Below are 25,146 nucleotides of genomic sequence, written 5' to 3'. Positions count from 1 at the left end.
TTCGAGTTGATTCCTTGCCTCTCTTCGTATTCTTTCTTCTTCTTTTTCAATGAATTAGAGAGAGAAGAGAAAGGGGCGACGGCGGCCGGCGCAAAAATCCGACTAGGGGCAAAATCGATGCAACTCGGGGCAAATGCGAGGCAACGTGGGGCAGGTGTCCTCTCAATAATCAAGGACTTACGAGCGGATGCACCCCAAATCCCCGAGTTTTCTGCGCTGCCTGCCCGGTTCCCGTGGAAAAATCCGCCCGCGCGGCCGGAAAGATTGAAGGAAGGAGTACGGCCGCACGGCGGCCGCATCGGCTGAGAGGGCGTCATGCTGCGCTCCCTTGCAATGCGTCGGTGGCCAGGTCTTCGCGAATGGACACGTGCAGGCCGAACGCGGCCAGGCGTTCGAGGGAGATCGGCGTGAGGTAGCGCACGCGGCGCGTGTAGATGCGGCGTTCGACTTCCTTGTCGCCGACGATGACGCCGGCGTGCTTGAGCTGCGCCTTGAACACACGGTCGGATTTCACGGGCAGGCCGTTCCATTTGTCGCGTAGCGCGCTCGTATGGGCGATGTGGTCCATCACGTGGCCGGTGTTGATGAGCAGGCAGAACTCGCCGTCCACGGTGTCGAAGGTGTACGGGTGCTTGTAGTTGCCGCAGTCCATTTCCGACAGCGCGGTTTCCATGATCCATACCCACGGCTCGCGATCGGCGCTGGTCTCGGCGATGTGGCCGTTCATCTCGGCGAGCAGGTCGCGCGGGAAGTCGCCTTCGCTCGGGTCCATGCCGGCGAACTCGCACAGGTAGCGCCAGGCGAGTGCGACGGCCGCATAGTTGCCGGCCATCCGCTTCGCGCCGTCGTCCTCGCCGCTGGCGCGGCAGTTGGCCAGCGCCTTGTCGCGCAGCGTCGCGTATTGGTCGGACACGGTGCGCTTGTCCAGGCCGGCCAGGAACTCAAGCCACTGCCGAACCGGGAAGCGAGGCAGCTCGTCGGGCATGAGCGGGCCGCGCTTGCCGGTCAGCGTCGTGCGGACGAGCTTGCCGAGCAGGCTGCGTACCGGTACGTCCTCGCCGGCCAGCATGACGGGCGCGCACAGCAGGTATTCGGTCATGTCGGTGCCGCGACGTGTCACGGTGTACTGGTAGTTTTCCTGCAACAGCCCGACCGCCTTGTCGATCACGTCCTGCCGGCGCGCGGACAGCTCTTCCCATCCGACCGGGTGGCTGGTATGGCTGATGCTGGTCAGCAGCCGGAACTCGGTCTGCAGTGACTGCCCCGAAAACATCGTGAACGCGAGCGAGCGCTCGAGCCGCTTGATGAGCGTCGACTTACCGGCGCCCTTGTTCGCCTGGATGGTGATGTGCGGCCAGAACCCGAGCAGCGCCTTCAGGTGGCCGCCGAGCGCCCACACGAGCGGGATCGTCGCGGCGTTCTGTTTGAACGTCGCCTGGTACGCAGCGATGACGCGGCGCGCGTCGCTGGCCGGCCCGGTCGGGAAGGTCAGGTTGTGATACGGGCACTGCTTGTCGGCTTCGGTGAAGTAGCAGTCCGGGCCTTCGTTGACGATCAGGCGGCCGTCGCGCCAGGCGAGCCCGACGAAGTTGGCCGCCTGGCGCGCGCCGAGGTCGGCGCCGCGCTCCAGGATGTTCACCATTCGCTTGAACGGCGCCGGCGACCAGATCGGGCCGAACTTGCCCCACTGGTCGACGTTGTGGAGCTGGTCGTCGAGCATCACGCGGCGCACGAGCTGCGCGCCGTGGCGGGGCGCCTGGACCGACACGGCGAAGTAGACGGTCGGCGCCTGGTCGGCGTCGCCTGTCATCGTCGACGTCGCACTCGCAACCGACACGCGGCTGATGCCGGCAATGCGGAAGCCGCACAGATCCGTTACGACCGGCGTTTCAACGCCCGATTCCTCGTTACGGTCCATCTTCGTGATGTAGCTGGTGAAGTCCGGCCGGACACGGAAGCGCCAGTACTGCGCGAAGTCGTGCGAGGGCAGGAAGATGCGCGGCCGGCCGCGACGCGTGGCGTCGCCGGCCAGGCCGGCAATGAGCCAGGGCTCAAGCTGGTCGAGCGCGCGCTGCAGATCGGCCGGGCCGCGCAGTTGCAGGTAGTCGTTCACGTCGTTGATCGGCTTGACGGCCTTCTCGCCGTCTGCGAGGTCGGCGAACCAATTCGCCTGGTCGACGAGCACAGCGCTGATGTTCAGCGCCGTGAGCCGTTCGTAGAGCGCCCAGGCAGCTTCCGGCCCAGGCCGGCGGCCGGCGCGCGGGTGGCCGTCCGCGAACGGCTCGTCGTTGTCCAGGCAGATCACGACCTGTTTGCCGCGCAGGAACGTGAAGTCGATGCCGTCGACGTTCGCCAGGCCGCGCAGCGCGAGCGCGGCCGCGCCAGGCATCGCGCAGGTGTCGATCGACAGCGCGTTGATCGCGCTTTCGACGATGAACACGCGCTTCGCCTTGTCGAGCCGGCGAGGATCGGCGGTCCAGCCGTAACCGGCCTTGTCGCCCTGGGTCTGCGTCTTGACGCCGCCGTTGAGCGCCGGATCGACATAGCGCATGTCGACCGCAACGACGCGGCCGTCGCCAGGCGCGCGCACGATGAACGCGGCCGCCGGGCCGGCGTGACCCACTTCGCCGGCCGCGACCTTCGAGCTGGTCCACGTGTTGAAGCCGAGCGAGCGCGCGGCGATCGCTGCGTCGATCGCGGCTGCGGAAATGCCGCGGCCGACAAGGTATTCGCGCACCTGGTCGCGCTCGGCGAAGCACCGATCGGCAATGTATTCGACGGTCGTTTTCTCGCGGCGCTCGGCCGGCGCCTGGCGATCGAGCGGGATGGCGTACGCGTCGTGCAGGTATCGCACCGCGTCGGCGACCGTGCCGCCGCGCGCGTGAATGACCAGGTCGATACACGAGCCGCCGACGTCGGCGCTATGGTCGCGCCAGCCGGTGCCATGCTTCGGGTGGTTCATGTAGATCGACAGGGACGGGCTCTTGTCTTCGTGGTGCGGTGAGTGGTAGAGCGCCTTGTCGCCGCCACGGCCGCGCTTCATGCCGAGCCGGTCGGCGAGGTCGTGCAGGTCGATGCGTTGTTTCAGTTCGTCGATCGAGGCCATCGTTATTGCTGTTGATGCAGGGAGAGGGCGGCAGGGTTGCCGGGTGTCGCGGGGCTTTCGACGAGCGCGCGTAGCGCGCCGGCCGACGCGGGGAAGGCGAGCGCCAAGCGATCGCCAAGGACGCTGACGAACAGCGCGAGCGCCGCGATGCGCTGCAGGCTGCCGGCCTCGTGGTCGAAGCGAAGGACGTCGGCGGCCGCTGCGATGGAAGCCGCGAGCGCGGCATCGTGAGGGGTAGTCGTGCGCGTCATGCTGCGGCGCCTCCGAGGATGTCGTGGTGGTTCTGCTGCAGGCGATAGGCCGCGTGCTGCAGCTCGTAGCGCGAGACCGTCGCTTGCTCGAGGATTTCGCGCAGCCGGCGCCGATTGCGATCGACGTTCGACGTCGCGTTCGCGAGCGCCGCAGTGCGCGTCGCGCCGTGGCCGATGCGCATGCCCGATATCAGGTGCGTGACGATCCACTTTTCGGGATGGCCGTCGTGTAGGTGAGGCTCGGCATGGATGCCGAACGTCGCACCGGCGCAGTTCGGGATGACGACGTGATCGCCGGCAACAGTGCGCAAGCCGGCCAGCGTCAGCAGCTCGTAGCGGATGGTGGGTTCGTGCGACATCGAATCACCCCCGCGGCGGTACGGACCAGGCCAGCGCCACGATCAGGACGACCATCGCGACGCCTCCGATCGCGAAAGCGATCGCACGAGCGTTTCGAACGTCGAACAGGCGCAGCACGTCGGCGGCTAGGCAGTAGATGCCAGTGAGGGAGAGAGAAAGCATCAGCAGCACGCTGATGCCGAAAACGTAGGGCTTCATGGTGTGGTTCCAGATCGGTGCGCCGGAGGCCGGCACAGATGGGTCAGTTGAAGTCGTTCGCGGCGCGGCGTTTCCCGTCGATAGCCGGCAACTCGGGGGCGAGTTCTCGATCGCGCCATACGTTCGCCGTGCATTCGAATGCGTGGCGCGCGGCCGGGCACAGGGCGTCGAAATTCCCGACCATGCGCAGGCGGCGCCACATCGCACGCAGGTCGAGGTCGGTCAGGGGCGCGCGCATCGCGTCAGTGCATCCAGTCGAGCACCGGCGTGCCGCGCGCCAGGTCCCAAGACACGGCGAAGCCCAAGGCACGGGCGGACGCGACGAACACATCGGCGCGTACGTCGGAAGCGGAGATCTTCGTGAGGTAGGCGACGCGCTCGTCGTAGGACAGCGATTGAGCGAGTGCGGCGATCGGTGCGGGGATAAGCGTTTGCATACGGCCTCCAAGAAATTTCAGGCAAAAGGAGTCCCTCACGCCCGCAGAGCGGGCGCGTTGGGTGTTCAGCGAAACAGCGGGTTAGGGCTTAGGCGTCGAGCAGCGGGAGCTGTCGCGAATCGGTCGGAAGCCGATCAACCTTGCCGATCGGCACGTACACGTGCGGATTCGGGTTGAGGCTCGGCGCGATCGTATGGACGGTCGCGACGTGGATCTTGTAGGTCGTCGCGCATTCGATGTTGGTGCACTGACAGTACGCTTCGCGAACGAGAGCGGACAGCGTGCGGCTGGTTCGGATGACGGCGCGGCTGCCGCAGTGATGGCACTTCAATTTCATTCGGGATGCTCCTACGGGCGACTGCATTCGCCGCGACCTTGGCGCGCGCATTGGCAGAACATGCCGACTTCACCCAAGGTCGCGACAGCGTCGAGATATTTGCGGGTCACACAAACGAAGCCCACAGCAGCAACTAGCGTGTCAATCTTGTCGATGACGATGCCCTTGCCGCCGCTCAAAAAACGGCTGACTTCGGAGTCGTCCCATCCGAGCGCCGTTTGTACTTCGTGACGTTTAGGACCATGCAGCGCATGGCGCAACGCAGGTTCGATTAGGGCGGGTGGTTGCATGACTCAACGCCTGGCAAAAGAGGTTGAGTGCGGTTGAGCCGTGGAGCCGGTAACTTTGGCGCGGTACCGTTCAACGCCCTCGAGGTAGATTAGGCGGGCGACGCTCGACGTCGACCGGTTCAGAAACGCGGACAGTTCTTCTAGCGCGCGACGTTCATCCGGCATAAGCCGCATGTAGACGGGCTTGCTGGAGAGCACGCCGCGCGGTGAGCGTGTGATGGGAGCTTTCTTGCGAAGCATGGCGGTATACTTTCCCTTCGTTAACCTTGCACAAGCTAAGTGTAATTGCCAATTTGGCAAATTGCAATGGAAAACTTGCCCTTATGGAAATTTTTGGTGAGCGTTTAAAAGCGGAACGGAAGCGGCTCGGCCTCAAACAGGCTGAGCTTGCCGACCGAGCAGGGACGACCAATGTCGCCCAGAGCCGCTACGAGAGCGGCGATCGTTCGCCTGATTGGGGGTATTTGTCTGCCATAGCCCAAGCTGGGGTCGACGTGCTCTTTGTCCTGACAGGGCAACACAGCACATCGGAGCTATCGGCGGACGAACATGCCTTGTTGGCGGGATACCGGTCGCTCGACGCGCAGGGGCGCGCCGGCGTGCTGGGCATGATCGGAGGGATGACGCAACCCGTCACCACCGCACCGACTGCCAAGAAGGGCACGACGGTTCATCAGAATTTTCAACGCGCCAGCGTGGGGCAGCACGTCACAGGTGATGTGACGGGCCCCTTCTCAATCAACATGGGCGGCGCAGGGCGGAAGAAGAAGCGAGAGAGTTGACTGTAGCGAAAGTGCACTACACGGCAGGGCCAGCCGTAGGAGAAGAAGAAGTAAATGAATCAGAAGTTCAGTGGTGATGTCGGGCAAGTTGCTGGCGGGGATGTGAAAAACAATAGCGCACAGACGAACGTCAATGTGCACTTCCACGGCGGCGAATCCACGCCCGTTGTGACGAAATTCATCAGCGACAAGCAGCGCAACGCGATCGCGCGCAAAGCGTTCGAGATACAGGCAAAGACGGGCACCGATAAGTTGATGGTGTACCGCCGGCTCATGTCGGTGTTCGACTTCGAAAGAATGGACGAGATGCCTCGCCACGTGTACGAGCGGGCGATCAAGTATCTCGATGGCTGGATACGCAGAGGTACTCTCGGCCAGACGCCCGACACGCCCGCCCAGCCGGAGGTCGCAACGCCAGCTTGGACTGCAGCATCGCCGATCGTACGAAATGAGTCTCTCGCTGAACGGCCAATTCCGCCGATCGCTGCTGCGACGCCATTGGAACCCGCTCGAGCGGCGGAGCCCGCAGTAGCAACAGCGTTCGCACCAGTACAAATAGAAAGAAAGGGATTGCCGTGGACTGCGGTATCGATTGCCGCAGCGTTGACGGTGGCCGCCTCGCTTTATGTCGTGGCCTCCCGCCGTGAGGCGCCAGCTCAACTTCAGGCAGTCGAACTGCCACGACACTGCGAGTACGGTGGTAACCGATATTCACCCGGCGGCGTAGTGATGCAGGCGGGTATACGTCAGCAGTGCGTTACCGACGGAGAGCGAGGTGCGCGATGGGAGCGCGCGCCTAGCGGCCGACAATGAATGGCGCGCTAAAACAATTTCTAACAGGCAATCAATTGCTATGCATCCGGGGGATCAATGAAGAAAGTATTCAGTATTGCGGGATTTGGAAGCGCGGCTCTGGTCGCGTTGATGTTAGCGGTTGGCATATCCGGTTGCTCCGACCAGAATAGCAACAAAGGCCCATCACCCGATAGCGCGGCAAGCGCGGTAGCACCAAAAGCTGCGGAGCAAAGGGAGAGTTCGACCGTAGAGGCGAAGACTGAACACAACGAAGGCTCGCCTGTAGAAGAGGAAGCTGCCGAAAAGAATCTGGACATGACGCCAGATCAGTATGCGAAGAACTTCAATGCCATCATGGCAAAACTGAAGGAGCCGTTCCGGATTAAGCCGCATGTGGAAAAGGGTGAGTCCGCCGATACATTCAAATCCGCACTCAACGACAACCTGTATGTGATCGGCTCTATCAGCAAGACTTCAGGGAAGCTGACCAGCATCGTGTTTATGGGCGCTGGTGACGGCACGGTGGAGTCTGGCGCGAACATTATCATCGTGGCAACAGGAGCCCTGACGGCTGCGGTCCCTAACGGGACGACGAAGACTGTCGGTCCGGTCGTTGGGTCGCTGATGAGCGATTTCGATCAGAAATCCGGCAAGTCTGCGTCGAAGATCTTCAACGATGTGAAGCTCTGGCACACCCGAAGCGAGCAGATGGGGGCATGGTTCGGAGCGGAGCCAGCGTAAGGGACCGGACTTCTAGTCAGCGCCTTCCGAGGTGTCGATCTCCGGCACCTCGGTCGCCTTGACCTCTAGGTCGAGGTCCGATGTAAAACCGCCGTTACCATCAATCGAATGTGTAACGCGCGCAATGATCCAGTTGCAATCATCAATGACACGTTTGTAACCGCGCACGGTTACAGGTAATTCGGTCATCAGCTCGGGGCGGCCGAGCGCCAGCACAATGCTGAACTCTGCAACGCCGCGCTGCAACTTCTCCCATTCCGCTTTCGCCGCGCGCGTCGCGTTCGCCTTGTTCGCGTACGTGTGCCGCAACGTCTTCACGTTCTCGGCCGTGCCGAACAACACGTCGCCGCTCTTGTCGATCGGCTTCTTCTTCGCCGTCGTGCGACGCCGGCGCCGCTTCACGGTGGTCGACTGCTTCTTCGCGGTGCGCGTGTTCAGGTAGAACGCCTGCACGCCGGAATACGTGTCCCGATCGGCGACGCCGAACTCGTGACGGTCGCCGACGTCGCGCGTGATCGTGACGGCCGGCAGTGGCTTACCGCTCGCCGTGGTTGCCTCGCCGGCCTTGATGAAGAGCAGCAGCCCGTTCTTCACGGTGGCGATCGCGTCAAACATCTTCGCTAGGCGCGACAGCAGATTGGCATCCGACTCGGCCGTCTGGTCGATGTGGTCGACGAGCTGCCCGTCGAGCGCCTTGCTGATACGCGCCTCGACCTTGTTCTGACTGGCGATCGCGCGCACGATTGCGCCGACCGTCTGCCGATGCCAGGAGCGCTCCTTCTTGATCGACAGGCCCGCGCGTAGATCGACGCTGCGCGCGCGGATCGTCAACACGTCCGGCGTGCCGGTGTGCCGTACCTCATCGACCATGAATTCGCCCTTGTCGACCAGGCCGTTCGCCGCGCCGGCCCAGCCGATCGCCAGCTTCAGCGTGACGCCGCGATTCGGGATCTCGAGGGCACCGTCAGAATCGTCGAGGCTGATGTCGAGCTGGTCCGCTTCGAAGCCGCGGTTGTCCTGCAGCGTCAGCGAGATCAGCCGGCCGTCGAACTTCTTCGTGATGTTCTTGCCGTTGAGCGTGATCGAGTAGATCGCACGCGGTACGCGATCGTCGGCGATCACGACCTTCTGCACCAGGTCGGCGCCAGGGATGTCCGACAGGTTCATAGCGAGATCGCCCCCTTGATGGCGTCGGTCACGATGCCGAGCATGTCGAGATCGTCGTTGCGCGTCAGGGCAATGGTGAACTCGATGCGCCGCGCGGTGCCGTCGTCGAAAAACAGCGTGCGTGTCGTGTCGATGTTGTCGATCGTGAACATGCCGTAGATGTGGCCGGTGCCCTCGATCAGCGGCCAGGCGGTGTGCTGGTCGGCCATCGCTTCAATGACGGCGAGTGACATGTCGCCGCCCGTCAGCTCCGGCAGCAGCACGCCGGACAGGCTGATGGTTTCGTCGTCCTCGCCGACGTACTGCCGCGCGGGCTTTTTGCCGACGCGGTTGTTGCTGGCGAAGCGCCAGCCGCGCCGGCGCTTCAGCTCCTGGTAGGGCAGGGTCGACAGGCTGAACACGAACAGCCCGAGCGCCATCATCATGCGAACCTCTCCTTCAATCCCGATCGCGCAGTCGCGAGCGCTCACGCGCGGCCTGCGTGGCCTGTTCCTGGCGAATCACCTGCAGCACCTTTTGCGCGAGCGCCTGTTCATCCATGCCGGGCGCCGCATACACCTGGATCGTGATCGGCGCCGGCGCGACAGGCGCGCGGGCAGCGGCCGACGCGACCGTGAGCGGCGGGCGGTTGTCGACCGTGAGCGGTGCGCCGCCGGCGATCGCCGCGCCCGTGATGCCGATGCCAGCGCCGGCGGCAACGATCCGCTTACCGACTTCGAGCACGGTCGACAGCGGCCCGTCCTGGCCCTCGCGCAGGCCCTGCTCGAGGCCCGCCATCGTGAAGCCGCCGAGCGCGGCGAACACGCGGCTCGGCGAATGGATGCCGAGCTTTTCCTTGAACCACCCGATCACGCTGCCACCGGCCGACTCGATCGCATCCTTCACCGAGCCCAAGCCGCTTTTGATGCCATTGACCAGGCCGGACATCAGGTTCGCGCCGAAGTCGACGAAGCGCGCAGCAGCCTGCGCCGCGACAACGACGATATCCGCGAGCCACGCGCCGAACCCCTTGCCGGCGCTGGCCGCCGCGTCGAGGCTCTTCTTGCTGCTGTCGACCGGCCCCAACAGGCGCATGATCCAGTCCCACGCGCTCTTTACGGCACCGACCAGCCAGTCGAACACGGGCTTCAGAGGCGCGAACGCCGCGCCGAGCGTCGCGAGCACGCTGCTGAAGATCGGGGCGAGCGGGCGCAGGCCCTCGGTCAGCCCCTGCCAGAAACCCGAGAAAAACGCCTTGATCGGCTCCCAATACTTGATGACCAGGAGCGCGGCGAGCGCGATGCCGGTGATCACCAGTCCGATCGGATTCATCAGCGCGGCGCGGCCGACGAACAGCAGCGTCTGCGCGAGCCCGCCGAGCGCCGCGCGCACGCCGTTGATCGCGCCCATCGTGCCGCCCTTGACCAGGTTGAAGCCGCCGCGCGCGGCGTCGCCGGCAACGCCGGCCGCACCGCGCCGGCCGACGTACTGCCGGGCTGCGGTCCAGCGCGACGCCGCAGCCGCGCGTGTCGCGGCCGCCTGCGCGGCGACGGCGCGCCACACCTGGACGGTGTACTGCCGCGCGGCGCCGGCGCCATCCTTCATCGCGGTCGCGGCCGACACGCCCCATTGCTTGATTGACGCCATCGCGGCCCGGCACGCGGCCGGCACGCGCTGCGCGAGCGACGCGATATAGGCGCGCAGCGACGACGCAGCAGCACGAGGCGACGACGCCTGCCATGCGCTCGACAGTGCCGTGCGGATGCGCCCGGCTGCAGACTGCGTGCCCTTGCCGGCGGACGTGACACTGGCGGCTGCGCCGGACGCCGCGCGGGAAATGCCGCGCAGCGCGCCGGCGCTGGCGCCGAGCGCGCGGACGAAGGCGCCGCCCTGGATGCCGAGCATCGACATGCTGAAGCGCACGATCGCCAGTGGCCCGAGGATACCCGCGAGCGCGATCGTCAGCGTGCCGAGTACGGCGAGCAGCACGCCGAGGCCGGCCGCGCCGATCGCGACCGCACGAGTGAAATTCGGGTATTCCTTCGCGAAGCCGAGCAGCCGCTCGAGCACGCTCGTCGTCAGCTCGAGCGCGCGGTTGTACACGGGCAGCACCTGCTCGCCGATGACGGTGCGCAGGTTGCGCACCTTCTCGAGAGCGATCAGCTCCTTCCCTTCGGTTTGCTTCTGCCCTAGCTCGTGCAGCTTGTCGATGCCGTACGCGCCACGGTTCAGCTTTTCATTCTTGTGAATCTGCTCGCGCTGCATGTACATCGTGGCGAACAGGTTCGCGCCGTTGCCATTCGTCATGATCGTGGAGAATTCCTCCAGGATCTTCGCGTCGGACGTGATGCCCTTGGCCTTCAGCTTCGGCAACAGCACTTTCTCCAACCACTCGAACGGCGATGCGTTGAAGAGGTCGCCCTGGATCAACGCGCCGGGCTTGATGCGCTTCACGTTGCCGATCGTGTTGTATTCGACCGACTTCTTATCGACCAGGCCCAGCTCGACCAGGCGCTTCGCGGCACGCACCGTCGTCTTGCCCTGCATCAGGTTGCTGTACGCGGCTTGCACGCCAGTGCCGGCCGCGTGCCCGCCCATTTCCTGGATCAGCGGTTCCATCTGGTAGTAGAACGCGTCCTGGCGCATCTGCTTCGCCGCGACCTTGCCGGTCTGGATGAAGTTGCGCCACTCGTCGCCGCCGACGCGGCCGCCCGTGGCGGTCAGCACCTGCTGGACCATGTTCGCTTCGCCCTTGAACGCTGCCTCGCTTTTCGTGCCGCCGCGCAGCTCGATCACCTTCAGCATGTTCATGAACTTTTCTTCGTTCTCGTGCCCCTGGCCGGCACCGAACATCGCCTCGTTCGCGAACTTCATCTTCGCAAGCGTCGGCATCACCATCTGCGCGTGATGCTCGTCCGCGAAGATGGACATCGCGTCGCGCATCAGTGTCATGTTTTCGGCAATCGCCACGCCCGGCGATTTCATCGCGCGCACGTAGCGCTCGGCATCCTGCGTCGCATGGTCGCCCAGTCCGAGCCCTTGGATGCGGCCGCGCTCGTTCTGCACCTTCTTCGCCTCGGCGAGCGGCTCGCGCAGATCATTGAGGATGTGCGAGCCCGTCGCACGCGCGGCATATCCGCCGATCGCCATTTCTGCCGCTGCGCTGCGCGCGGCGCCCATCTTGGCGCGCGCGTCCGCGATGCGCTTCTGGCGGATGTTCAGCGCGTCGAGCCGGCGCGATTGGGCGTCGATCGCGCCGGTCGTTGCGGCGATGTCGGTGCGCAGCGTGCGCTCGTGCTGGGAGAGCTTGCCCGTGTCGACGCCGGCGCGAGTCAGCCGCGTGCGCAGCTCGTCGATGCTGGCGGATTGCTTCTTGAACGCGGCGCCGAGCTTCGACGAGGCTTGCCGCGCCTTCGCCAGCTCGGCAACCATCTGTTGCGACGGCGGCCCGTACGCTCGCAACGAGGTCGCGAGTTCCTTGACCTTCTTCTGTGCGTCCGCGAGCTTCGTCGCGGTGTTGGCGAGCCCCGTGCGCATCTCGCGGAACTCGCCGACGCGCCGCTGCGTATCGTTGAGTTCCTTCAGCCGCGCGCGGGAGTCCCGCAGCTCCTTCACGAGCGTGCGGTTCTTGGTGGCGATCTCGCGGATCGGCCGGCTCGCCTGGTCGAGCGCCTTGAGGACGACCTCGAGGCGCAGGGAACGGTCACTCATTCATCGCCCCGTTCGTAGCGGACGCGCGCGTGCTCGCGCCAGGTCATCAGTTCTTCCAGCGACATGGCGTTCATCACGTCAGGCGTCCAGTGGAAAACGAGGGCGATGTCGGCCATCACTTCGTCGACGGATCGAGGGATGCGTCCTGCTTCACGGAGTTCGGTACCAAAAAACCGGCAAGCTCCGTGCCGAGCTTGACCAGGTCGGCCGGGTCCATGCGCAGCACGTCCTGCTCAGTCAGCATCGGATTGCTGATGCGCGGGAGCACCTTCGACAGGGCGATGACGTCGAGCTGCAGGACATCGGTGAGCGTGACACCGCGCAGTGCGCCGCTACCCGACATGGTCAGCGTGACAGCATCGATCTTTTGGTCACCGCGCGCGATCGGGGTATCGAGGCGCAGCGTGTCGGTTTGTTTCAGGGACATGGTCATTCCTTAGAGAGGTGAAGGGGAGGGCGGTTACAGGCCGAGCGCGCGGCGCTGCTGGGCGAGTCGATCGACGCCGCCGACGATCTCGACGAAGTTGCGAATGTCGATTTCGATCAGGGTTTCGCCGTTGACGACCAGGCGGTAATACGACAGCGACATGGTGCCGGTCTGGTCGGCGTTGTCGCCGGCCTTGGCCTTACCGGGGTCGATTTCCTTGTAGCGGCCGCGCACGTACACCTCGACCGCGTCGGTTCCTTCGGTGTCGTCGCGTTGATAGGAGCCGGCGAAGCGTACGGAGACGCCGTCGATCTTCGACGTGCCCCACGTCTTGAACATCTCCTTCATGAAGCCGCCCATCGTGAGGCCCAGCTCGAGCTTCTCCATGCCGAGGTCGATGTCGACCTCGGCGTTCATGCCGCCCCCGCGATACGCCTCCATCTTGCGCGACAGCTTCGGCAACTGGACTTCGGGCACTTCGCCGACGAACGAGACGCCGTCCTCGAACACGTTGAAATTCTTGAGTTTGGATGGCAGAGCCATTGCGTTTTCCTATGGTGAGTGGCGGGCCGTCAAACGGCGATGCTTTCCGCGAACTTGAGCAGGTAGCGATCCGTGATGCGCTGGCGGAACGTCAGGTTCTCGAGCGGCGGGGTCGGGCAGAAGTCGTAGTCGAGGAAGCCCTGACCGGCCTTGAGCGAATCCTTCTCGTTGGCGGCCGGATCGAACCAGCACTCGCCGTCGATCAGGTAGCCGGCGGTTTTCCACGCGCGGAACTTCGCATTCACGCCGTCGACAATGTCGCGGATCAGCGTGCGGCTCATCGGCTGGTCGACCGCCCACAGGTGCGCTTCGGCCATCGTGTCGGCGATCACCTGGGCGCTGCGTACGTAGTTCTCGAACGCCCACAGCTTGTCCTCGGAACAGGTGCGCGATCCCCACAGACGGTAACCATTCGCGTTTACGATCGTGGTGACGTCGTGGCTGTTCAGGTAGCCGGCGTCGGTGTTCGGGTCTTGCAGGTCCCAGAACACGTCGCGGCTGATGCCGGTGACGCCGTTGACGACGACGTTGGAGATCGTCTTGTGCCAGCCCGTCTCCTCGTCGATCTTTGCGCGCATGCCGAGCGCCCGCGCCGTCGCCCAGGTGATGTCCTCGGCGTTGGTCGTGGTGTTCCAGTTCACGAAGTCCGGCCAGATCGTCATCAGCTCGCGCTGACCGAAATTCGCGCGGTAGGCGACGGCCTCTTCTTTCGTTTTCGCACCGAAGGCGTTGATGTATGCGAAGCCGCGCAGCTGTTGAGCGACCGTCGCCAGCTCGGTCGCGACGGGCAGAGTGTCGAGGCCCGGACAGCCGAGCACGCGCGGTTTGACGCCCAGCCGGGTATGCGCCGCGAGCAGCGCCTTGATGCCGGTGTATTGGCCGTCCGCAGTCGTCGTGCCGATCACGTTGCTGGTCGTTGCATCCGCGTCTTTGCCGGTCGGCACGCGCACGGCGACGATCAGCGGCGAGGTCTGCGCAGCGATCGCGTCGAGCGAACGCGCGAGCGTGCCCTTCGTGCCAGCGCGGCCGATCGCGGCTCGCACGTCCGTGATGAGGACGGCGCGATTTTCGGGGAACATGGCAGCGTCGGCATCGTCGCCGGTACTGACCAGGCCGATCACGGCTGTGCTGACCGTGCGGATGGGGCGCGTACCGTCATTGATTTCAATGACGCGTACGCCGTGGTGGTAATCAGAAGGCAAGCTTTTCTCCCGGAAGTGAGCCTTCCGAAAGATTGCCTTCCGCGCGCGCGGAGATCACGCGCGGGAGGTTGTACAGCGGCAGGGCACAACCGAAGCCGCTGCAGGGTGTCGCTACGCGGCGACGGGCAGCACGTCCAGCTCGGCGAGGCGCGCGGTCGCGACCTGGTGATAGCTCGGCTCGAGCTCGCAACCGATCCAGTTCAAGCGGGCCTCCTTCGCTGCGGCGAGGAACGTGCCGGACCCGGCGAACGGGTCCAGGACGACGCCACCCGCCGGCGCGAGACGCACGACGTCGCGCGCGAGCTGCGCGGGCTTCTCGGTCATGTGGCGCTTCGGATGCGCGAGGCGTTCGGAGAACACGCCAGGCAGATACACGTCGGCGCGGCGCACGGCCCCCTTCGTCGCCCAGACCAGGAACTCGCTCTGCTGCGAGAACCCGCCAGCGCGCGGTCGAGTGCGCCCGCCAGTCTTGTCCCACACGGCGACGCCGCGCCAGGTGAAGCCGGCAGCCTGGATCGCATCGGTCAGGCTCGGCAACTGGCGCCAGTCGACAAAGCAAGCCAGGTGCGCCTCGTTGCGACAGACGCGGTAGGCTTCCGCCAGCCAAGTCATGCACCAGAACGTCCAGGAGCGCTGGTCTTTGCTGTCGTGCTGGAACTCGGGGTAGACGGTCTTTGTGTCCGTTCGAATGTATTTGCTCGACGGCGCCTGGCTACGCGACGCGCTCGTGGTGCCGCCTGACGAGTAGGGCGGATCGGTGAAGACCAGGTCGACGCAGGCATCGGGCAGCGCACGCATGATGCTCAAGGCGTCGGCCTGGTGCACGTGGTTGATCAGATCAGCGGAAATGGTGTGTTGCATGGGGCGATTCCCTTATATCGGAGGCTCGGTGGCCTGCGGGTAGGGGGCTCTCGGCCCTCAGAATATTCATTGCGCCGCAACGCGGGCATTTGATGGTGAGCCGGACGTATTCGCCGGCGCCGAGCTTGCGGTTACAGCTACCGCATCGGATGTCCTGCATGGGGTGATTCCTGCCTGTGCTAGGATGCCGGCGCCTCTCGAGAGGTGTCGCGGCCCTGGCCAATCCTGCAGGTCTGCTCTGCTGGTGCGGGGCGTGCGCGATGTTCCTGCATCGCGCACGTCGCCGCGTCCTTTCCTTCCTATGTCGCCTTACGCGACGATCTCGCCGCCCGCGAGCATGTAGCGGTCGAGCGCGTTGTACGTCGTTGTCGGTCGATCGCCGGCCGGCTGTTCGTCATCCGGTTTCGCTTCGACGAGGCGTCGGTGAATGTACGGCACCGCCCCCTCGTTCTCTTCCGGTACGCCTTCGACGGCAATGGTCGACGACAGCTGCAGCGGCTGCTTGCCCGCCTTATACGTTTCTTCCGACACATAGCTGTTGATCGACGCAACCGTGGTACCGCCCAACACGTCGAGCGTGACGTTACCGATTACGTGGTAGCCGGCCGTTGCGCCGGTCGATGCGAGAACAACACTTTTCTTGATTGCCATTTCAGTTTCCTTGGAGAAGGGGTTGGTAACGTCGTTTAAGCGGGGGACTGCGGCCAGTCGATATCGAACGGGAATCCCGGCTGTTCGGGGAGTGCGCGCAGGGCTTCGCGATACGCGATCCAGGCTTCCGCCTTCGCCCGGACCGCGTCGGGTGCATCCGGGGGCGCATGCGCGAACTGGTCCGTATTCCGCAAAATGTCGTCGCGCAAGGAACGAGCATCCGCTTCTCGAATCGACCGCTCCTGTGCCTTGAAGGCGCCATACACGTCGGCGTACTTCGGCTCGGGGTCCGCGCCCTTCCATTGCATGATCAGCGGGTTGCCCGCTTGCTTTCCATTCGGGCCGACCGGCACGCCGACGATGAAGTCGGGTCCGTGTTTCTTGCCTGGATACATCGTTTCAAGCGTGCGGACCATCAAATCGTGAGTCCATTCAAAGCGATTCATTTTCAGATCCTCAAACGTGAGCAGCGGACATAGATACGCCGCGTGCCGCCTTGTGAAACCAATCCCGTGATAACTGCGTTGTCGGGCGCGGTGACTTCGATGTTTGCTGTGTTGACGTCGATGTACCCGATCTCGAAGAAATCCGTGCGCACGACGCCGGTGCCGGCGTTGGCTTTACTGCCGAGTGCGTTGTCGATGGCGGCCAGTTGATCGGACAGCCACACGCCACGCCACGAGAGGTATAGGTTCCCATCTGTATTGAGAATCTGCTGGCCGCGCATGAACATCGTTCCCCAGTCGTCGACGGCCCACGTGACTGCGTTGTATGCACTGTTGATGATTTCCATCCCGCCGTTATCGCGTGCGCGCAGGTACGTCCACGAGTCGAAGCCGGGCCGGTTATTGCGCAGGCCGATGTCCGCCTGCCAACCGTCACGGTTCAGGGTGGGGCGGTTGTAGAAGCGCGAAAGCGCCGTGACATGGATATTCGAGTTGAAATGGACGCGGTTGTCGTCGTTGTAGACAACGATGACATTCGACTGCCAGTTGCCATCCGGTTTCATGGTCGCCCATGCCGAATAGTTGCCGTTCATCGTGCCGTGAAGCCAAGCCTGTCCGGTGCCATCTGCGCGTGCGAGGATAAGGCCGCGTGCATCCGTGTTGTTCGGCTGTTTGATGCCGAGGTCGCCGGTCATCATTTCGCCCGACTTGTTGACCTTCGTGTTCGGGTCGAAGTTGCCCGTGTCATACGGGGTCAGGCCGCCCGCCCATTTCGGGCGCTTTGCCAGCGAAACAACTTGGGTGCCGCGAGCGATGTCCAGTACCTTGGACTGAGTGGTGCCGTCGTCGGCCCACGCGGTCATCGCGAAGTCGTCGGTATCCGTCTTGCCGATCGCGAAGCGCGTCTTGGTGCCGTTCTTGAAATAGATGGTCGCCCACGACGACCCACCGTCCACAGCGTATCCACGCCCGCGCACGAGCCCTTCGGCGTTGAGGATCGAACCATCGTCGGCCGCGCCACCAATCAGCACGCGTCCGCCGTTCGGCATCAGATACATGTTCCCCGCCGCGTAGCCCGCACTGCGCGAAACGGTGAGCACGTTCTGCGAAGCGGAGTAAGCATCGTTCACAGTGCGGATGCCAAAGCCGCCCCCGGCGTCGTGCAATAGCTCCCATTGCCTCTGGTCCGTTGCACCGCCTTCGCGGCGCAGGATGATCGACGTTTGCCCTGCGCCGCTGCCATTGGATGCGACCAATGCGCCAACACTACTTGCCGCCTTGATCGGACCGTTCGACTGAATCAATGCGCTGCTGCCGTCGTCGCCAGTCTGGCCGACGACAAACTTACCGTTTGCCGTGACCCGCGCTCGCTCCGTCCCGCCCGCGCTGATCGTGAGCGCGCCCGCGCCGATCGTGGAGCTTCCGTAGAAACCGATGTTCGGCCCGTTGGCCCCCTTGTACATGCCGATAAGGCCCGACGAGCCAACGCTCTGATCGTTGATGAAGTAGTTCCCGGCGCGCACGCTCCCTGCTATCTGGGCCGTGTTCGAGCCGTCGTCGGCGGTTCCGCCTAACGTCATCCGACCACCCGGATAAAACCGCGCGGCCTCCGAATTTCCCGCGAACAGTTGCAGCGTACCGGTCGGGCCTTCACTACCGACCGAGACGTGTCCGTTCGAGCGGAAGAAGCCCCATTCACTGCCGCTGTTCGCCCACGCGGTCGTCTTTCCCTCGCCGAACCGATGCAGGCCGCGCGTGCTCGCGTTGCCGGCAATCTGGAACATGTGCCCGTCATCGACGGTCGTGCCAACTAGGACGCGGTTCGGCTCGCTAGCGAGGAAGCGCATCGTTTCCCGACCGTTGTTCGTAACGGCAAACACGCCATCCGCGATGTGGAAAAAGCCAGTGTCCGGTGCGCCGTCGTTCACGAATGAATAGCCGGGTCGCGTCACGGTGCCTTCGGCGGCCAGAATCTGCCCCGACATCGTGATGCCGCTCGTTTGCGCCGGGTTCGGCAAATTGCCCGCGTTCCACACTTCGTTGCCGACGACGGTCAGATTCTTTTTCGCGAAATCGAATGCGAACATCGCGCCCGTGGACGGGAGATAGAACCCGGCAGCGTTGCTGGTCCCGAAGAAGTAGCCGCCGCTCGGGCCGATCTGCATGCGTGATTCATTCGGGCCATTGCTGACGTTGAGCAAGCCCTTGACGGCCAATTGCCCGCCGACGTACGTCCCGGCCCCCGTGTCGTCCAGCATTACGGCGCCCGTGACGACGTTGATCGTGAACGGCCGATACCCGTTCCACGATGCGCCAGCATCGCTGTTGTTGGTCAGCAGCACATAGAAGTTCGAGCCGTCATTGCGCAGCAGCACATCGCGACCATTCCGCAGCCGGATATTGGCGCCGCCGGCGTCGAGCCCGGACGACGAAATGCCGCCCGTGAACGCGCCGTCGCCGCCGACCTGAAACGCGGTCTTTCCGTCATCTTCGCGATTGCCGACGACGGTACGGCCGCCGTACGTGATTCGCAACGCGCGCACCTGATTGGTGTCGTTGTTCGCATCGTTCGCGGCGCGGTTAATCCAGAAGTCCAGGTACTCACGGCCCCATGTGCCGCCGTCGTAGCCTGCGCGGATCGACGCGACATAGCGTGCATTGGTGTCCGCCGTGCCGGCCGCGAACGTGCCGAGGAAACGGAGCTTCGCCCCGCGATTGAGGGCGCCCGAGGCCGCCGCCACGGTGAGTTGCGCGTCTTGGTCCGTCGACGTCGACGTGATGCTGACGGGGCCGGTGAGCTGCGGGCGTACGAGCGGCGCATATCGTGCGGCGGCGGTCTTCGGCGTCACGGCGCGCACGCTATCCGCACCGGCGTCGACTTCGGCCTGCGTCGCCAGCTCGACAACGCCCTGGCGCTCGGTGGTCGCCGGCGGATTGAGGAATGATGTCGAGCCGAACACGAGCTTCGTCACGTCGATCGAGGCGAACACGGTATCCGCGGCCAACAGCAGCATCGAGGCCGGCGCCTTTTCGAGGATCGGGTCGTTCTGCACGTAGACGCCGAACAGCACGCCGTTGTCCAGGTACAGCCCGAAACCGAACAGCTTGTACTGGTCCGCGCTGTCGTCCTGGATCACGATGTGAATCGTGTCCTTCGCAACGGTATCGCCGCCGAAGGTGGTGATGCGCTTCAATTCGCTCGGCATCGCGGTCATGTCCGGCTTGAACGCGAAGGATGCCGTGGCGAGGCCGATTTGCGTGACCTGGCGTGCGGTGGTTCCGGTGTTGCCGGGCGCTACCAGTGCGGCGCGGCCGGCGTCCGTGATGTAGATGAGGTTTCCAGCCATGTTCGTTAGTCCGTGAGAGAGAGGCGGCGATAGACGGCCGCGCGCACGCCGCATGCAATGCCGATCGCGCCGTGCATGCTGAAGCCCTGCGTGAAGGTGTAGTGGGCGGTGCCGCGCTTCGCACGATCGACCTCGGCGCGGATGTCGTTGACGTACTGCGCGGTGGCGGGCACGCCGTCACGCCCGCCTACCGTCATCACGATCTCGAACGTGCCTGGCACACCTCGCGGCGTTTTCTCGAACCACTCACGCATCACCACGTTCGCACCGAACGACGCGCACACGTCGCGCACGGCGTCGGCCGTGCCCTTTTTGCGGGCGATCCGGATCGCGGATTTCACGCGTGCGCGCTTCACCTGCTCGGGCCATTCATCGCGCCAGGTATCGACGCCCATGTGCCAGGCGAGCCACGGCAGGAAGCGCAGCGGGATTCGATCCGGGTCCATCAGCGTGTCGATTTCGACCGGGATGTTCAGCACGTCCGCGTTGGCTTCGGCCAGGCGCCGCTCGAGCACGGTCGCGTTCGGCGGCAGCAGGGAGACGGCTGGCTTAGTCATCGGCCACCCCACCGTCCGTCAGCTCGATCCCCGTGCAGTACGGCGCCTGGTCGATGGCGATCGGCACGCCTTCGGCCGGCGTGTCGAGCAGCACCTTCTGGACGCCGGCAACGCGCATCGACGCGTACAAGCCGTCCTTCGTGACCTCGGAACCCGGCCGGTGCATCGAGTCGGCGAACAGTTGCGTTTTCTTCCGCGCTTCCGCGAGCGCGACCGCGCGATCCGGGCCGTTGAAGAAGCGCAGAGTCGCGCGGATCGCGTACGGCACGATCTTCGCGCTTTGCACGATGACTTCATCGGCCTGCGGCCGCTTCTTCTCGAGCGCCTTCCTGACGATGTCGATCAGTTCCTGGCTCGCGGTGCCGTCGCCTTCGCGCGACAGAACCGTGACGATCATCACGCACGGCGACGGGCTATACGCGGTCGCTGCCTTCACGCGCCCGTCTGCGGCACGCGCATGGAACACGTACGCGTCGTCGGGGCCTGCGACTGAGAAACCGCGCGGCGCGAGCTGGATGCGTTCGCGCAGGCTGTCGTCGTCCTCGTAGATAGGATCGATGCCCTGGTCGGGATCGCCCGGCGAGATCAGCAGACGGTCGACGTCGAAGAGGGCGCCGATGTGGTCGAGCGTGCTGCCCTTCGCGTACGCGAGCAGGATGCCACGCGCCTTCTCGTTCATGAGCGCGAGCAGCAGCATCTTTTCGTACGCGCCCTCCTGCAGCAGCTTCACCATCGGCTCCGATTCGAGCTCGAGCGTGGCCGCGATCTCGTCCTGCTGGTCCTTCGGGTACAGGGAGACCAAGCGGGCTTTCTTCTCGGCCAGGATCGTTTCGTAGTCGAGTTCGTCGACGATGTCCGGTGCGGGGAGCTGTGACAGATCGATCGGCGTCGTTCTCATGTAGCACCTCGCCCGTTCGTCGCCGGCAGGCGCATGGAGAAGGCAGCGCCCGCGCGCGGGCCGTCCGTGCGCTCGCCTTGCAGCTCGAGCACGGCGCCACCGTCAATGCCGGTGCTGCCGAAATCCACCTGGTTGACCTGGATACGCGGTTCCCACCGGGCCAGCGCCATCACGGACGCCGCCATGACGCGCATGCGCATCAGGGGATTGACCGGGCCGTCGATCAGCTCGGGCAGCAGCGAGCCGTACTCCCGGCGCATTGCGCGCGTGCCGAGGGGTGTGAACAGGATGTCGGCTACGGACTGCTCGATGTGGGCCTGGCCAGCGATCGCGCGGCCCGTGCGTGCGTTCATGCCGTTCATGCGCCACCTGCGATCGGTTTCGAGGTCGGCGCGAACTCGCCTTGTGCCAGGTGCGGATGACCCACGAGGCTGACGCCCTGCGACTTCACATCGACGTCAGCGGTCACAGTGCCGGTGAAGTGCGCGCTGCCCTGAATCTCAATCACGCGGCCACCGCTGCCGGCGGCGCCGCCGCCGTTCTTACCGGTCGCGCCCGATTCGAACGTGAGCGGCCCCTTCACGAGCAGCGAGCCCGTTACGGTCGTATCGTCGGCGTCGAGCGTGACGGATTTCGCCTTGACGGTTGCGGTTTTGGTTTCGACCGTGACGCTGCCAGGTGCGATGACATGAACAGTGGCGCCGGCCGGAAGCGTGGCGGTGAGCGCGTGCGCGTCGAAGTCGTACTCGACGCGCGCGCCGTCGCGGTAGACGCGCACGTGTTGCGTCGGGCTCGAACTCGGCGAGTCGTGGCCGTCGCAATACACGCCAGGCAGAAAGAGGGCCGTCGTCGGTTCCCCGGACGGGCAGAAGAGCAGCCCCGGCTCGCCGATCGACGGCGGGTCCCACACGATGCTGTCGCCGGTGCGCTGCGCGAGCCAGCGAATCCAGTCGGTTTGCAAGCCGCCGGATTCCACACGTACGCGGCGGCCGCCGTGGTCGACTTCGATCACGGTGCCTTCGCGAAGCAGGCTCTCGATGCGGCGGTTCAGGTCAGCAAAATCATCCATGCGGCAAGGATGCCGCGCGCGCGGGAGAGGGTCATGCGAAAAGGGTTGTACACGGCTGGTTAACAACCGTGACCCAGGGCGAGCGGACGGAGCGTCGCGCTATCGCGACAGGAAGTCGAGAACGACGTCTGCGATTCGGTCGACGTCGGCATCGGCCAGGCCGAGCAGCTCGCGCACCGGATACTGGACGACCGGGCCGTTGCGCTCGACGCGATCGCGCAGACCCTCCTGGTGCACGCGCGCGATGCGTTCGACCTGGCGCGTGAAATGCAGCACTGACGCGTCGGCGGTCGATGCGGTTTTGAGGAAGCGCGCGGTGCGCAGCTTCGCGAACATCGCGCGCCGGATGCGGCCCTTCTTGCGCCGAGCCTGCGGCTTGCGCGGCGCGTACCGGCTGCCGTCCGGATTGCGGGCCTCGGCGATGCGCCGCGAATGGCGCCGGCGCAGCTCGACGGCCAGCCCTTTTGCCAGGACCGCGCGCTGCGCGGGTGTGAGCTGGTCGAGCAGGCCGGACGCCCATTCTTCGGCGCGGGAAAGTCTGTCGACCATCAGGTCCCCGCGATCGGCGGCTCGCCGAAGTGGCGAATCTCGTAACCGTCCGCCTTCTCGGTTACGCCGACACGCTCAGTGAGCTTCAGCAGAATTTCGACATCGGACGTGTCGTTGTCGAGCAGCTCGGCCTGGAACTTGAACCCGTCGCGGCAGAGGTCGCGGTTCAGCAGTAGCTCGGGCTGGTGGATCTTCAGCCAGGCGATGATCGGCACCATCAGGTGATCCGAATGGCCTGTGTAGTTGGTCACAACGATGTCGAGTGTGTACGCGTACTCGAACGACAGCGACTTCGCGGCGGTGACGGCGATCGACCCGTGTTCGATGAAGATGTGCAGCCGTTCGGGATTGCGCGCGAACTCGGGTAGCGCCGCCGTGAGCGCCGCGCGCAGGCTGTCGGGCTTGTTCATGGGGCCGGTTCCTCAGGGTCGCGCACGCGCGCCTGCAGCGCGATCAACTGCTCGGCGTTTTCGTGACAGGTGGTGTAGTTGCCGGCGACGGTGGCGGCGACGGCAGAGAGCGCAACGCCCGAGGGGGCCGCATCAGCGCTTCCGGGATCGCCCACTGGCACGTTGGCGGCGGCGCCGTCGTGCACGCGCACAAACCCAACAGGAACAACGCAGGCGCGATCAGCTTCGCGATCCACATAAACGGGTACCTCTTTGATGATGGTGTCGCCCTTCTCGCGGACGACCTGGACACGGTCGACGTACTGCGTGACGACCTTCACGTCGCGGCGTGCCGCGTCGCGCTCGGCCGTCCGATCGCGCACGTCGCGCGCGAGACCGTCGACGCGCTGGCCGGAGTCGACCAGGCGCGCATGCTGGATCGCGATGACGACGGCAGCTACGGCGAGCGCGATCGCGCCGGCGACGAAGATACGGGCGCCGGTCGTCACGCGGCCGCCCGGCTGTAGCGATCGAAGGCCCGTTCGAGCTTCACGTCGTACAGGTTCTCTGCGTAAGCCTTGCCGTTGTACAGCTCGGCGAACTTCGCCCACTTCTTACCGCGCAATGCGGCGAGCATCACCTTGTCCGCCAGGACGAAGCGGACGAATGCCTCGAGCTGCTCGGCCTCGCTGACCTTCATCGCCTCGACGAACGCGAACACGTCTGGATAGCCGAGCGCCTTCCAGTGGAAGCCCATGATTTGAAACGCGCCCCAGCTCGTCGCCTCGAGCGCGCATGCGGCCGAGATTTGCGACGCGCTCGCCAGGCGCGCATGTTCCGCCGCGTCGCCGGCATAGCCGCCGGGCTTCGAGTTGACCAGGGCTGGATATTTCGCCGCCAGCGCGTCCGCGTCCAGGCCGGCCGCCGCGAGCTGGCGATACATGATGTGCCGCTCGTACAGGATCACGGGCCGGCCGTCAGGCAGGAACCCGGCGCCTTTCGATTCCACCTCATTGACGGCACGCACGGCCGCGATATCGACCTGCAGCCGATCAGCCGCGCGCTGCAGGTCGGCGTCGGTGAGGTGGCGCGGATCGCGCCGGCCGGCCGCGAGCGTCGACCAAGTCTTCGGGCCGGCGATGCCGTCTGCGACCAGCCCGTGCGTGGCCTGGAACGCCACCACGGCGTTACGGGTTGCGCTGCCGTAGATTGCGTCGGTGTTGAGGCGCGCGCCGGCCGCGATGAGCTGGCGCTGCAGGTAGCTGACGTCGGCGCCGCGGTCGCCGAGGCGCAGGGTCTTATACATGGCGCCCCCATACCTTGAATTGCAGCACGCGCGCGATCAGGGAGTCGCGCGGGTTGCCACGGTGGAACAGCTCGACGACGTTGCCGCGAACACCGTACACGGCGAGGCACAGGACGCCGACCAGCACCGTGTCGGCAAGATTCGCCGGCGGCAGCATGCCGAACGCGGCGCGGATCGGCGCGGCGCCGGCGGCGACCGCGATCGTGTACGCCAGGCATGCCGCGAGCGGCCGGTGGGCGCTCGTGCCACGGCGGAAGGTCACGAGGCGCAGCGCGAGTGCCGCGCACAGCAGCACGTAGACGGTCGTGAGCATTACTTTTCCCTCCCCTTGAACACGTTCAGCAGCCGATCGGGCGCGTCGGCCTGGGCGATCAGCCACAGCAGCAGTTTCACGACGAGCGCGGATGCGATCAGCGCGCCGATGCCGGCGTGCACCTCGACGCGGGCCGGGAGCACCGCGTCGAGCGCGGCGGCGAACAGCTCGGCCGTGAGGCACCCGGCGACGAACGAGATCACGAAGAACGCGATGCGTTTCGGAATCGACGGGTCGGCGGCCGTCATCACGAACAGCAGCGAGCCGGCGAACGCGCCCATGACGACGTTGGCGTCGACACCGGGAAACAGCGACAGCGTTGCGACGCCGAGCGCCGCGACCGTCGCGGACGACGTGGAAATAGGTTCAGCCATTCTCAGTCCCATAACTGGAGCCGCTCGGCGCCGGATTGCGCCGCTTGCGGTACTTCGTCG

At 65.0% G+C, this 25,146-nt stretch carries 34 protein-coding genes; 3 read left to right on the top strand and 31 right to left on the bottom strand.

Annotated elements, in window-relative coordinates; genetic code table 11:
* Positions 1-313 precede the first annotated feature (313 nt).
* The 9 genes from AC0KUR_RS31850 to AC0KUR_RS31810 all read right to left on the bottom strand — a co-directional run bounded on the left by AC0KUR_RS31850 (position 314) and on the right by AC0KUR_RS31810 (position 5,219).
* Positions 314-3,106: a toprim domain-containing protein gene (locus tag AC0KUR_RS31850; protein WP_473376885.1), complete on the bottom strand. Its 2,793-nt coding sequence runs from the start codon at positions 3,104-3,106 to the stop codon at positions 314-316.
* A gap of 2 nt (positions 3,107-3,108) precedes the next feature.
* The gene (locus AC0KUR_RS31845) at positions 3,109-3,357 is read right to left on the bottom strand and encodes a hypothetical protein (RefSeq protein ID WP_473376884.1); all 249 of its coding nucleotides are present in this window, start codon (positions 3,355-3,357) and stop codon (positions 3,109-3,111) included.
* On the bottom strand, positions 3,354-3,716 hold the full coding sequence (locus AC0KUR_RS31840; RefSeq protein WP_473376883.1) for a hypothetical protein: 363 nt from the start codon (positions 3,714-3,716) through the stop codon (positions 3,354-3,356). The genes AC0KUR_RS31845 and AC0KUR_RS31840 overlap by 4 nt, the downstream gene beginning before the upstream one ends.
* Before the next feature lie 4 nt (positions 3,717-3,720).
* Positions 3,721-3,915, bottom strand: a complete 195-nt coding sequence (locus AC0KUR_RS31835; protein ID WP_473376882.1) for a hypothetical protein — start codon at positions 3,913-3,915, stop codon at positions 3,721-3,723.
* Positions 3,916-3,958: 43 nt separating this feature from the next.
* Positions 3,959-4,153 (bottom strand): hypothetical protein, encoded by a 195-nt coding sequence (locus AC0KUR_RS31830; protein WP_473376881.1) that lies wholly within the window; start codon positions 4,151-4,153, stop codon positions 3,959-3,961.
* Positions 4,154-4,157: 4 nt separating this feature from the next.
* Complete coding sequence (locus AC0KUR_RS31825) at positions 4,158-4,352, bottom strand: hypothetical protein (protein ID WP_473376880.1); 195 nt, start codon at positions 4,350-4,352, stop codon at positions 4,158-4,160.
* Positions 4,353-4,440: 88 nt separating this feature from the next.
* The gene (locus AC0KUR_RS31820) at positions 4,441-4,689 is read right to left on the bottom strand and encodes an Ogr/Delta-like zinc finger protein (RefSeq protein ID WP_006757081.1); all 249 of its coding nucleotides are present in this window, start codon (positions 4,687-4,689) and stop codon (positions 4,441-4,443) included.
* An 11-nt stretch (positions 4,690-4,700) separates the two neighbouring features.
* Entirely contained in the window at positions 4,701-4,979 is a 279-nt protein-coding gene (locus AC0KUR_RS31815; protein WP_006757082.1) for a hypothetical protein, read from the bottom strand.
* A gap of 3 nt (positions 4,980-4,982) precedes the next feature.
* A complete protein-coding gene (locus AC0KUR_RS31810) occupies positions 4,983-5,219 on the bottom strand; it encodes a hypothetical protein (RefSeq protein ID WP_473376879.1) in 237 nt (78 codons plus the stop codon).
* An 83-nt stretch (positions 5,220-5,302) separates the two neighbouring features.
* On the opposite strand from AC0KUR_RS31810, the gene AC0KUR_RS31805 reads away from it, so the two are divergent.
* Genes AC0KUR_RS31805 through AC0KUR_RS31795 form a run of 3 tightly spaced genes read left to right on the top strand, consistent with a single transcriptional unit; the run spans position 5,303 to position 7,297 of the window.
* Positions 5,303-5,761: a helix-turn-helix domain-containing protein gene (locus AC0KUR_RS31805; RefSeq protein WP_473376878.1), complete on the top strand. Its 459-nt coding sequence runs from the start codon at positions 5,303-5,305 to the stop codon at positions 5,759-5,761.
* 54 nt (positions 5,762-5,815) lie between these two features.
* Positions 5,816-6,574 (top strand): alpha/beta hydrolase, encoded by a 759-nt coding sequence (locus tag AC0KUR_RS31800; RefSeq protein ID WP_473376877.1) that lies wholly within the window; start codon positions 5,816-5,818, stop codon positions 6,572-6,574.
* Between the two features lie 57 nt (positions 6,575-6,631).
* On the top strand, positions 6,632-7,297 hold the full coding sequence (locus AC0KUR_RS31795; RefSeq protein ID WP_473376876.1) for a hypothetical protein: 666 nt from the start codon (positions 6,632-6,634) through the stop codon (positions 7,295-7,297).
* A gap of 12 nt (positions 7,298-7,309) precedes the next feature.
* Here AC0KUR_RS31795 and AC0KUR_RS31790 read toward each other — a convergent pair whose 3' ends face one another.
* The 22 genes from AC0KUR_RS31790 to AC0KUR_RS31685 form a co-directional block, all read right to left on the bottom strand.
* Entirely contained in the window at positions 7,310-8,464 is a 1,155-nt protein-coding gene (locus AC0KUR_RS31790) for a phage late control D family protein (RefSeq protein ID WP_473376875.1), read from the bottom strand.
* Positions 8,461-8,889, bottom strand: coding sequence for a phage tail protein (locus AC0KUR_RS31785; RefSeq protein WP_027809278.1), 429 nt, complete (start codon positions 8,887-8,889; stop codon positions 8,461-8,463). The genes AC0KUR_RS31790 and AC0KUR_RS31785 overlap by 4 nt, the downstream gene beginning before the upstream one ends.
* 13 nt (positions 8,890-8,902) lie before the next feature.
* On the bottom strand, positions 8,903-12,154 hold the full coding sequence (locus AC0KUR_RS31780) for a phage tail tape measure protein (protein WP_473376874.1): 3,252 nt from the start codon (positions 12,152-12,154) through the stop codon (positions 8,903-8,905).
* Positions 12,151-12,270 carry a GpE family phage tail protein gene (locus AC0KUR_RS31775; protein WP_473376873.1) on the bottom strand — a complete coding sequence of 40 codons (120 nt, stop codon included), beginning with the start codon at positions 12,268-12,270 and terminating at the stop codon, positions 12,151-12,153. Before AC0KUR_RS31775 ends, AC0KUR_RS31780 begins: the two co-directional genes overlap by 4 nt.
* The gene (locus AC0KUR_RS31770; RefSeq protein ID WP_226158280.1) at positions 12,270-12,581 is read right to left on the bottom strand and encodes a phage tail assembly protein; all 312 of its coding nucleotides are present in this window, start codon (positions 12,579-12,581) and stop codon (positions 12,270-12,272) included. The genes AC0KUR_RS31775 and AC0KUR_RS31770 overlap by 1 nt, the downstream gene beginning before the upstream one ends.
* Before the next feature lie 33 nt (positions 12,582-12,614).
* Positions 12,615-13,124, bottom strand: a complete 510-nt coding sequence (locus tag AC0KUR_RS31765) for a phage major tail tube protein (protein ID WP_473376872.1) — start codon at positions 13,122-13,124, stop codon at positions 12,615-12,617.
* 29 nt (positions 13,125-13,153) lie between these two features.
* Positions 13,154-14,326: a phage tail sheath protein gene (locus AC0KUR_RS31760; RefSeq protein WP_473376871.1), complete on the bottom strand. Its 1,173-nt coding sequence runs from the start codon at positions 14,324-14,326 to the stop codon at positions 13,154-13,156.
* Between the two features lie 111 nt (positions 14,327-14,437).
* The gene (locus AC0KUR_RS31755; RefSeq protein WP_473376870.1) at positions 14,438-15,187 is read right to left on the bottom strand and encodes a DNA-methyltransferase; all 750 of its coding nucleotides are present in this window, start codon (positions 15,185-15,187) and stop codon (positions 14,438-14,440) included.
* Positions 15,165-15,347, bottom strand: a complete 183-nt coding sequence (locus AC0KUR_RS31750; protein WP_473376869.1) for a Com family DNA-binding transcriptional regulator — start codon at positions 15,345-15,347, stop codon at positions 15,165-15,167. The genes AC0KUR_RS31755 and AC0KUR_RS31750 overlap by 23 nt, the downstream gene beginning before the upstream one ends.
* A gap of 149 nt (positions 15,348-15,496) precedes the next feature.
* On the bottom strand, positions 15,497-15,838 hold the full coding sequence (locus AC0KUR_RS31745; protein ID WP_473376868.1) for a hypothetical protein: 342 nt from the start codon (positions 15,836-15,838) through the stop codon (positions 15,497-15,499).
* Between the two features lie 35 nt (positions 15,839-15,873).
* Positions 15,874-16,284, bottom strand: coding sequence for a phage tail assembly chaperone (locus tag AC0KUR_RS31740; RefSeq protein WP_473376867.1), 411 nt, complete (start codon positions 16,282-16,284; stop codon positions 15,874-15,876).
* 2 nt (positions 16,285-16,286) lie between these two features.
* Entirely contained in the window at positions 16,287-19,631 is a 3,345-nt protein-coding gene (locus AC0KUR_RS31735; RefSeq protein WP_473376866.1) for a phage tail fiber protein, read from the bottom strand.
* A 5-nt stretch (positions 19,632-19,636) separates the two neighbouring features.
* Entirely contained in the window at positions 19,637-20,188 is a 552-nt protein-coding gene (locus AC0KUR_RS31730) for a phage tail protein I (protein ID WP_473376865.1), read from the bottom strand.
* The gene (locus tag AC0KUR_RS31725) at positions 20,181-21,086 is read right to left on the bottom strand and encodes a baseplate J/gp47 family protein (RefSeq protein WP_473376864.1); all 906 of its coding nucleotides are present in this window, start codon (positions 21,084-21,086) and stop codon (positions 20,181-20,183) included. Before AC0KUR_RS31725 ends, AC0KUR_RS31730 begins: the two co-directional genes overlap by 8 nt.
* On the bottom strand, positions 21,083-21,448 hold the full coding sequence (locus tag AC0KUR_RS31720; RefSeq protein WP_473376863.1) for a GPW/gp25 family protein: 366 nt from the start codon (positions 21,446-21,448) through the stop codon (positions 21,083-21,085). The genes AC0KUR_RS31725 and AC0KUR_RS31720 overlap by 4 nt, the downstream gene beginning before the upstream one ends.
* On the bottom strand, positions 21,445-22,155 hold the full coding sequence (locus AC0KUR_RS31715) for a phage baseplate assembly protein V (RefSeq protein ID WP_473376899.1): 711 nt from the start codon (positions 22,153-22,155) through the stop codon (positions 21,445-21,447). The genes AC0KUR_RS31720 and AC0KUR_RS31715 overlap by 4 nt, the downstream gene beginning before the upstream one ends.
* Before the next feature lie 99 nt (positions 22,156-22,254).
* The gene (locus AC0KUR_RS31710; RefSeq protein WP_473376862.1) at positions 22,255-22,704 is read right to left on the bottom strand and encodes a phage virion morphogenesis protein; all 450 of its coding nucleotides are present in this window, start codon (positions 22,702-22,704) and stop codon (positions 22,255-22,257) included.
* Positions 22,704-23,114 carry a phage tail protein gene (locus AC0KUR_RS31705; protein WP_473376861.1) on the bottom strand — a complete coding sequence of 137 codons (411 nt, stop codon included), beginning with the start codon at positions 23,112-23,114 and terminating at the stop codon, positions 22,704-22,706. The genes AC0KUR_RS31710 and AC0KUR_RS31705 overlap by 1 nt, the downstream gene beginning before the upstream one ends.
* Complete coding sequence (locus AC0KUR_RS31700; RefSeq protein ID WP_473376860.1) at positions 23,111-23,602, bottom strand: hypothetical protein; 492 nt, start codon at positions 23,600-23,602, stop codon at positions 23,111-23,113. The genes AC0KUR_RS31705 and AC0KUR_RS31700 overlap by 4 nt, the downstream gene beginning before the upstream one ends.
* Positions 23,599-24,399 (bottom strand): N-acetylmuramidase domain-containing protein, encoded by an 801-nt coding sequence (locus AC0KUR_RS31695; RefSeq protein WP_069245902.1) that lies wholly within the window; start codon positions 24,397-24,399, stop codon positions 23,599-23,601. The genes AC0KUR_RS31700 and AC0KUR_RS31695 overlap by 4 nt, the downstream gene beginning before the upstream one ends.
* Positions 24,392-24,712 (bottom strand): phage holin family protein, encoded by a 321-nt coding sequence (locus AC0KUR_RS31690; RefSeq protein ID WP_027809292.1) that lies wholly within the window; start codon positions 24,710-24,712, stop codon positions 24,392-24,394. The genes AC0KUR_RS31695 and AC0KUR_RS31690 overlap by 8 nt, the downstream gene beginning before the upstream one ends.
* Positions 24,712-25,086, bottom strand: coding sequence for a putative holin (locus tag AC0KUR_RS31685; protein WP_012327676.1), 375 nt, complete (start codon positions 25,084-25,086; stop codon positions 24,712-24,714). The genes AC0KUR_RS31690 and AC0KUR_RS31685 overlap by 1 nt, the downstream gene beginning before the upstream one ends.
* Positions 25,087-25,146: the final 60 nt, after the last annotated feature.

The sequence above is a fragment of the Burkholderia sp. YHN3-13 genome (assembly GCF_055810675.1).
The sequence above is the reverse complement of the archived record's forward strand: the minus strand, read 5'-3'. Positions and strand labels throughout refer to the sequence as shown.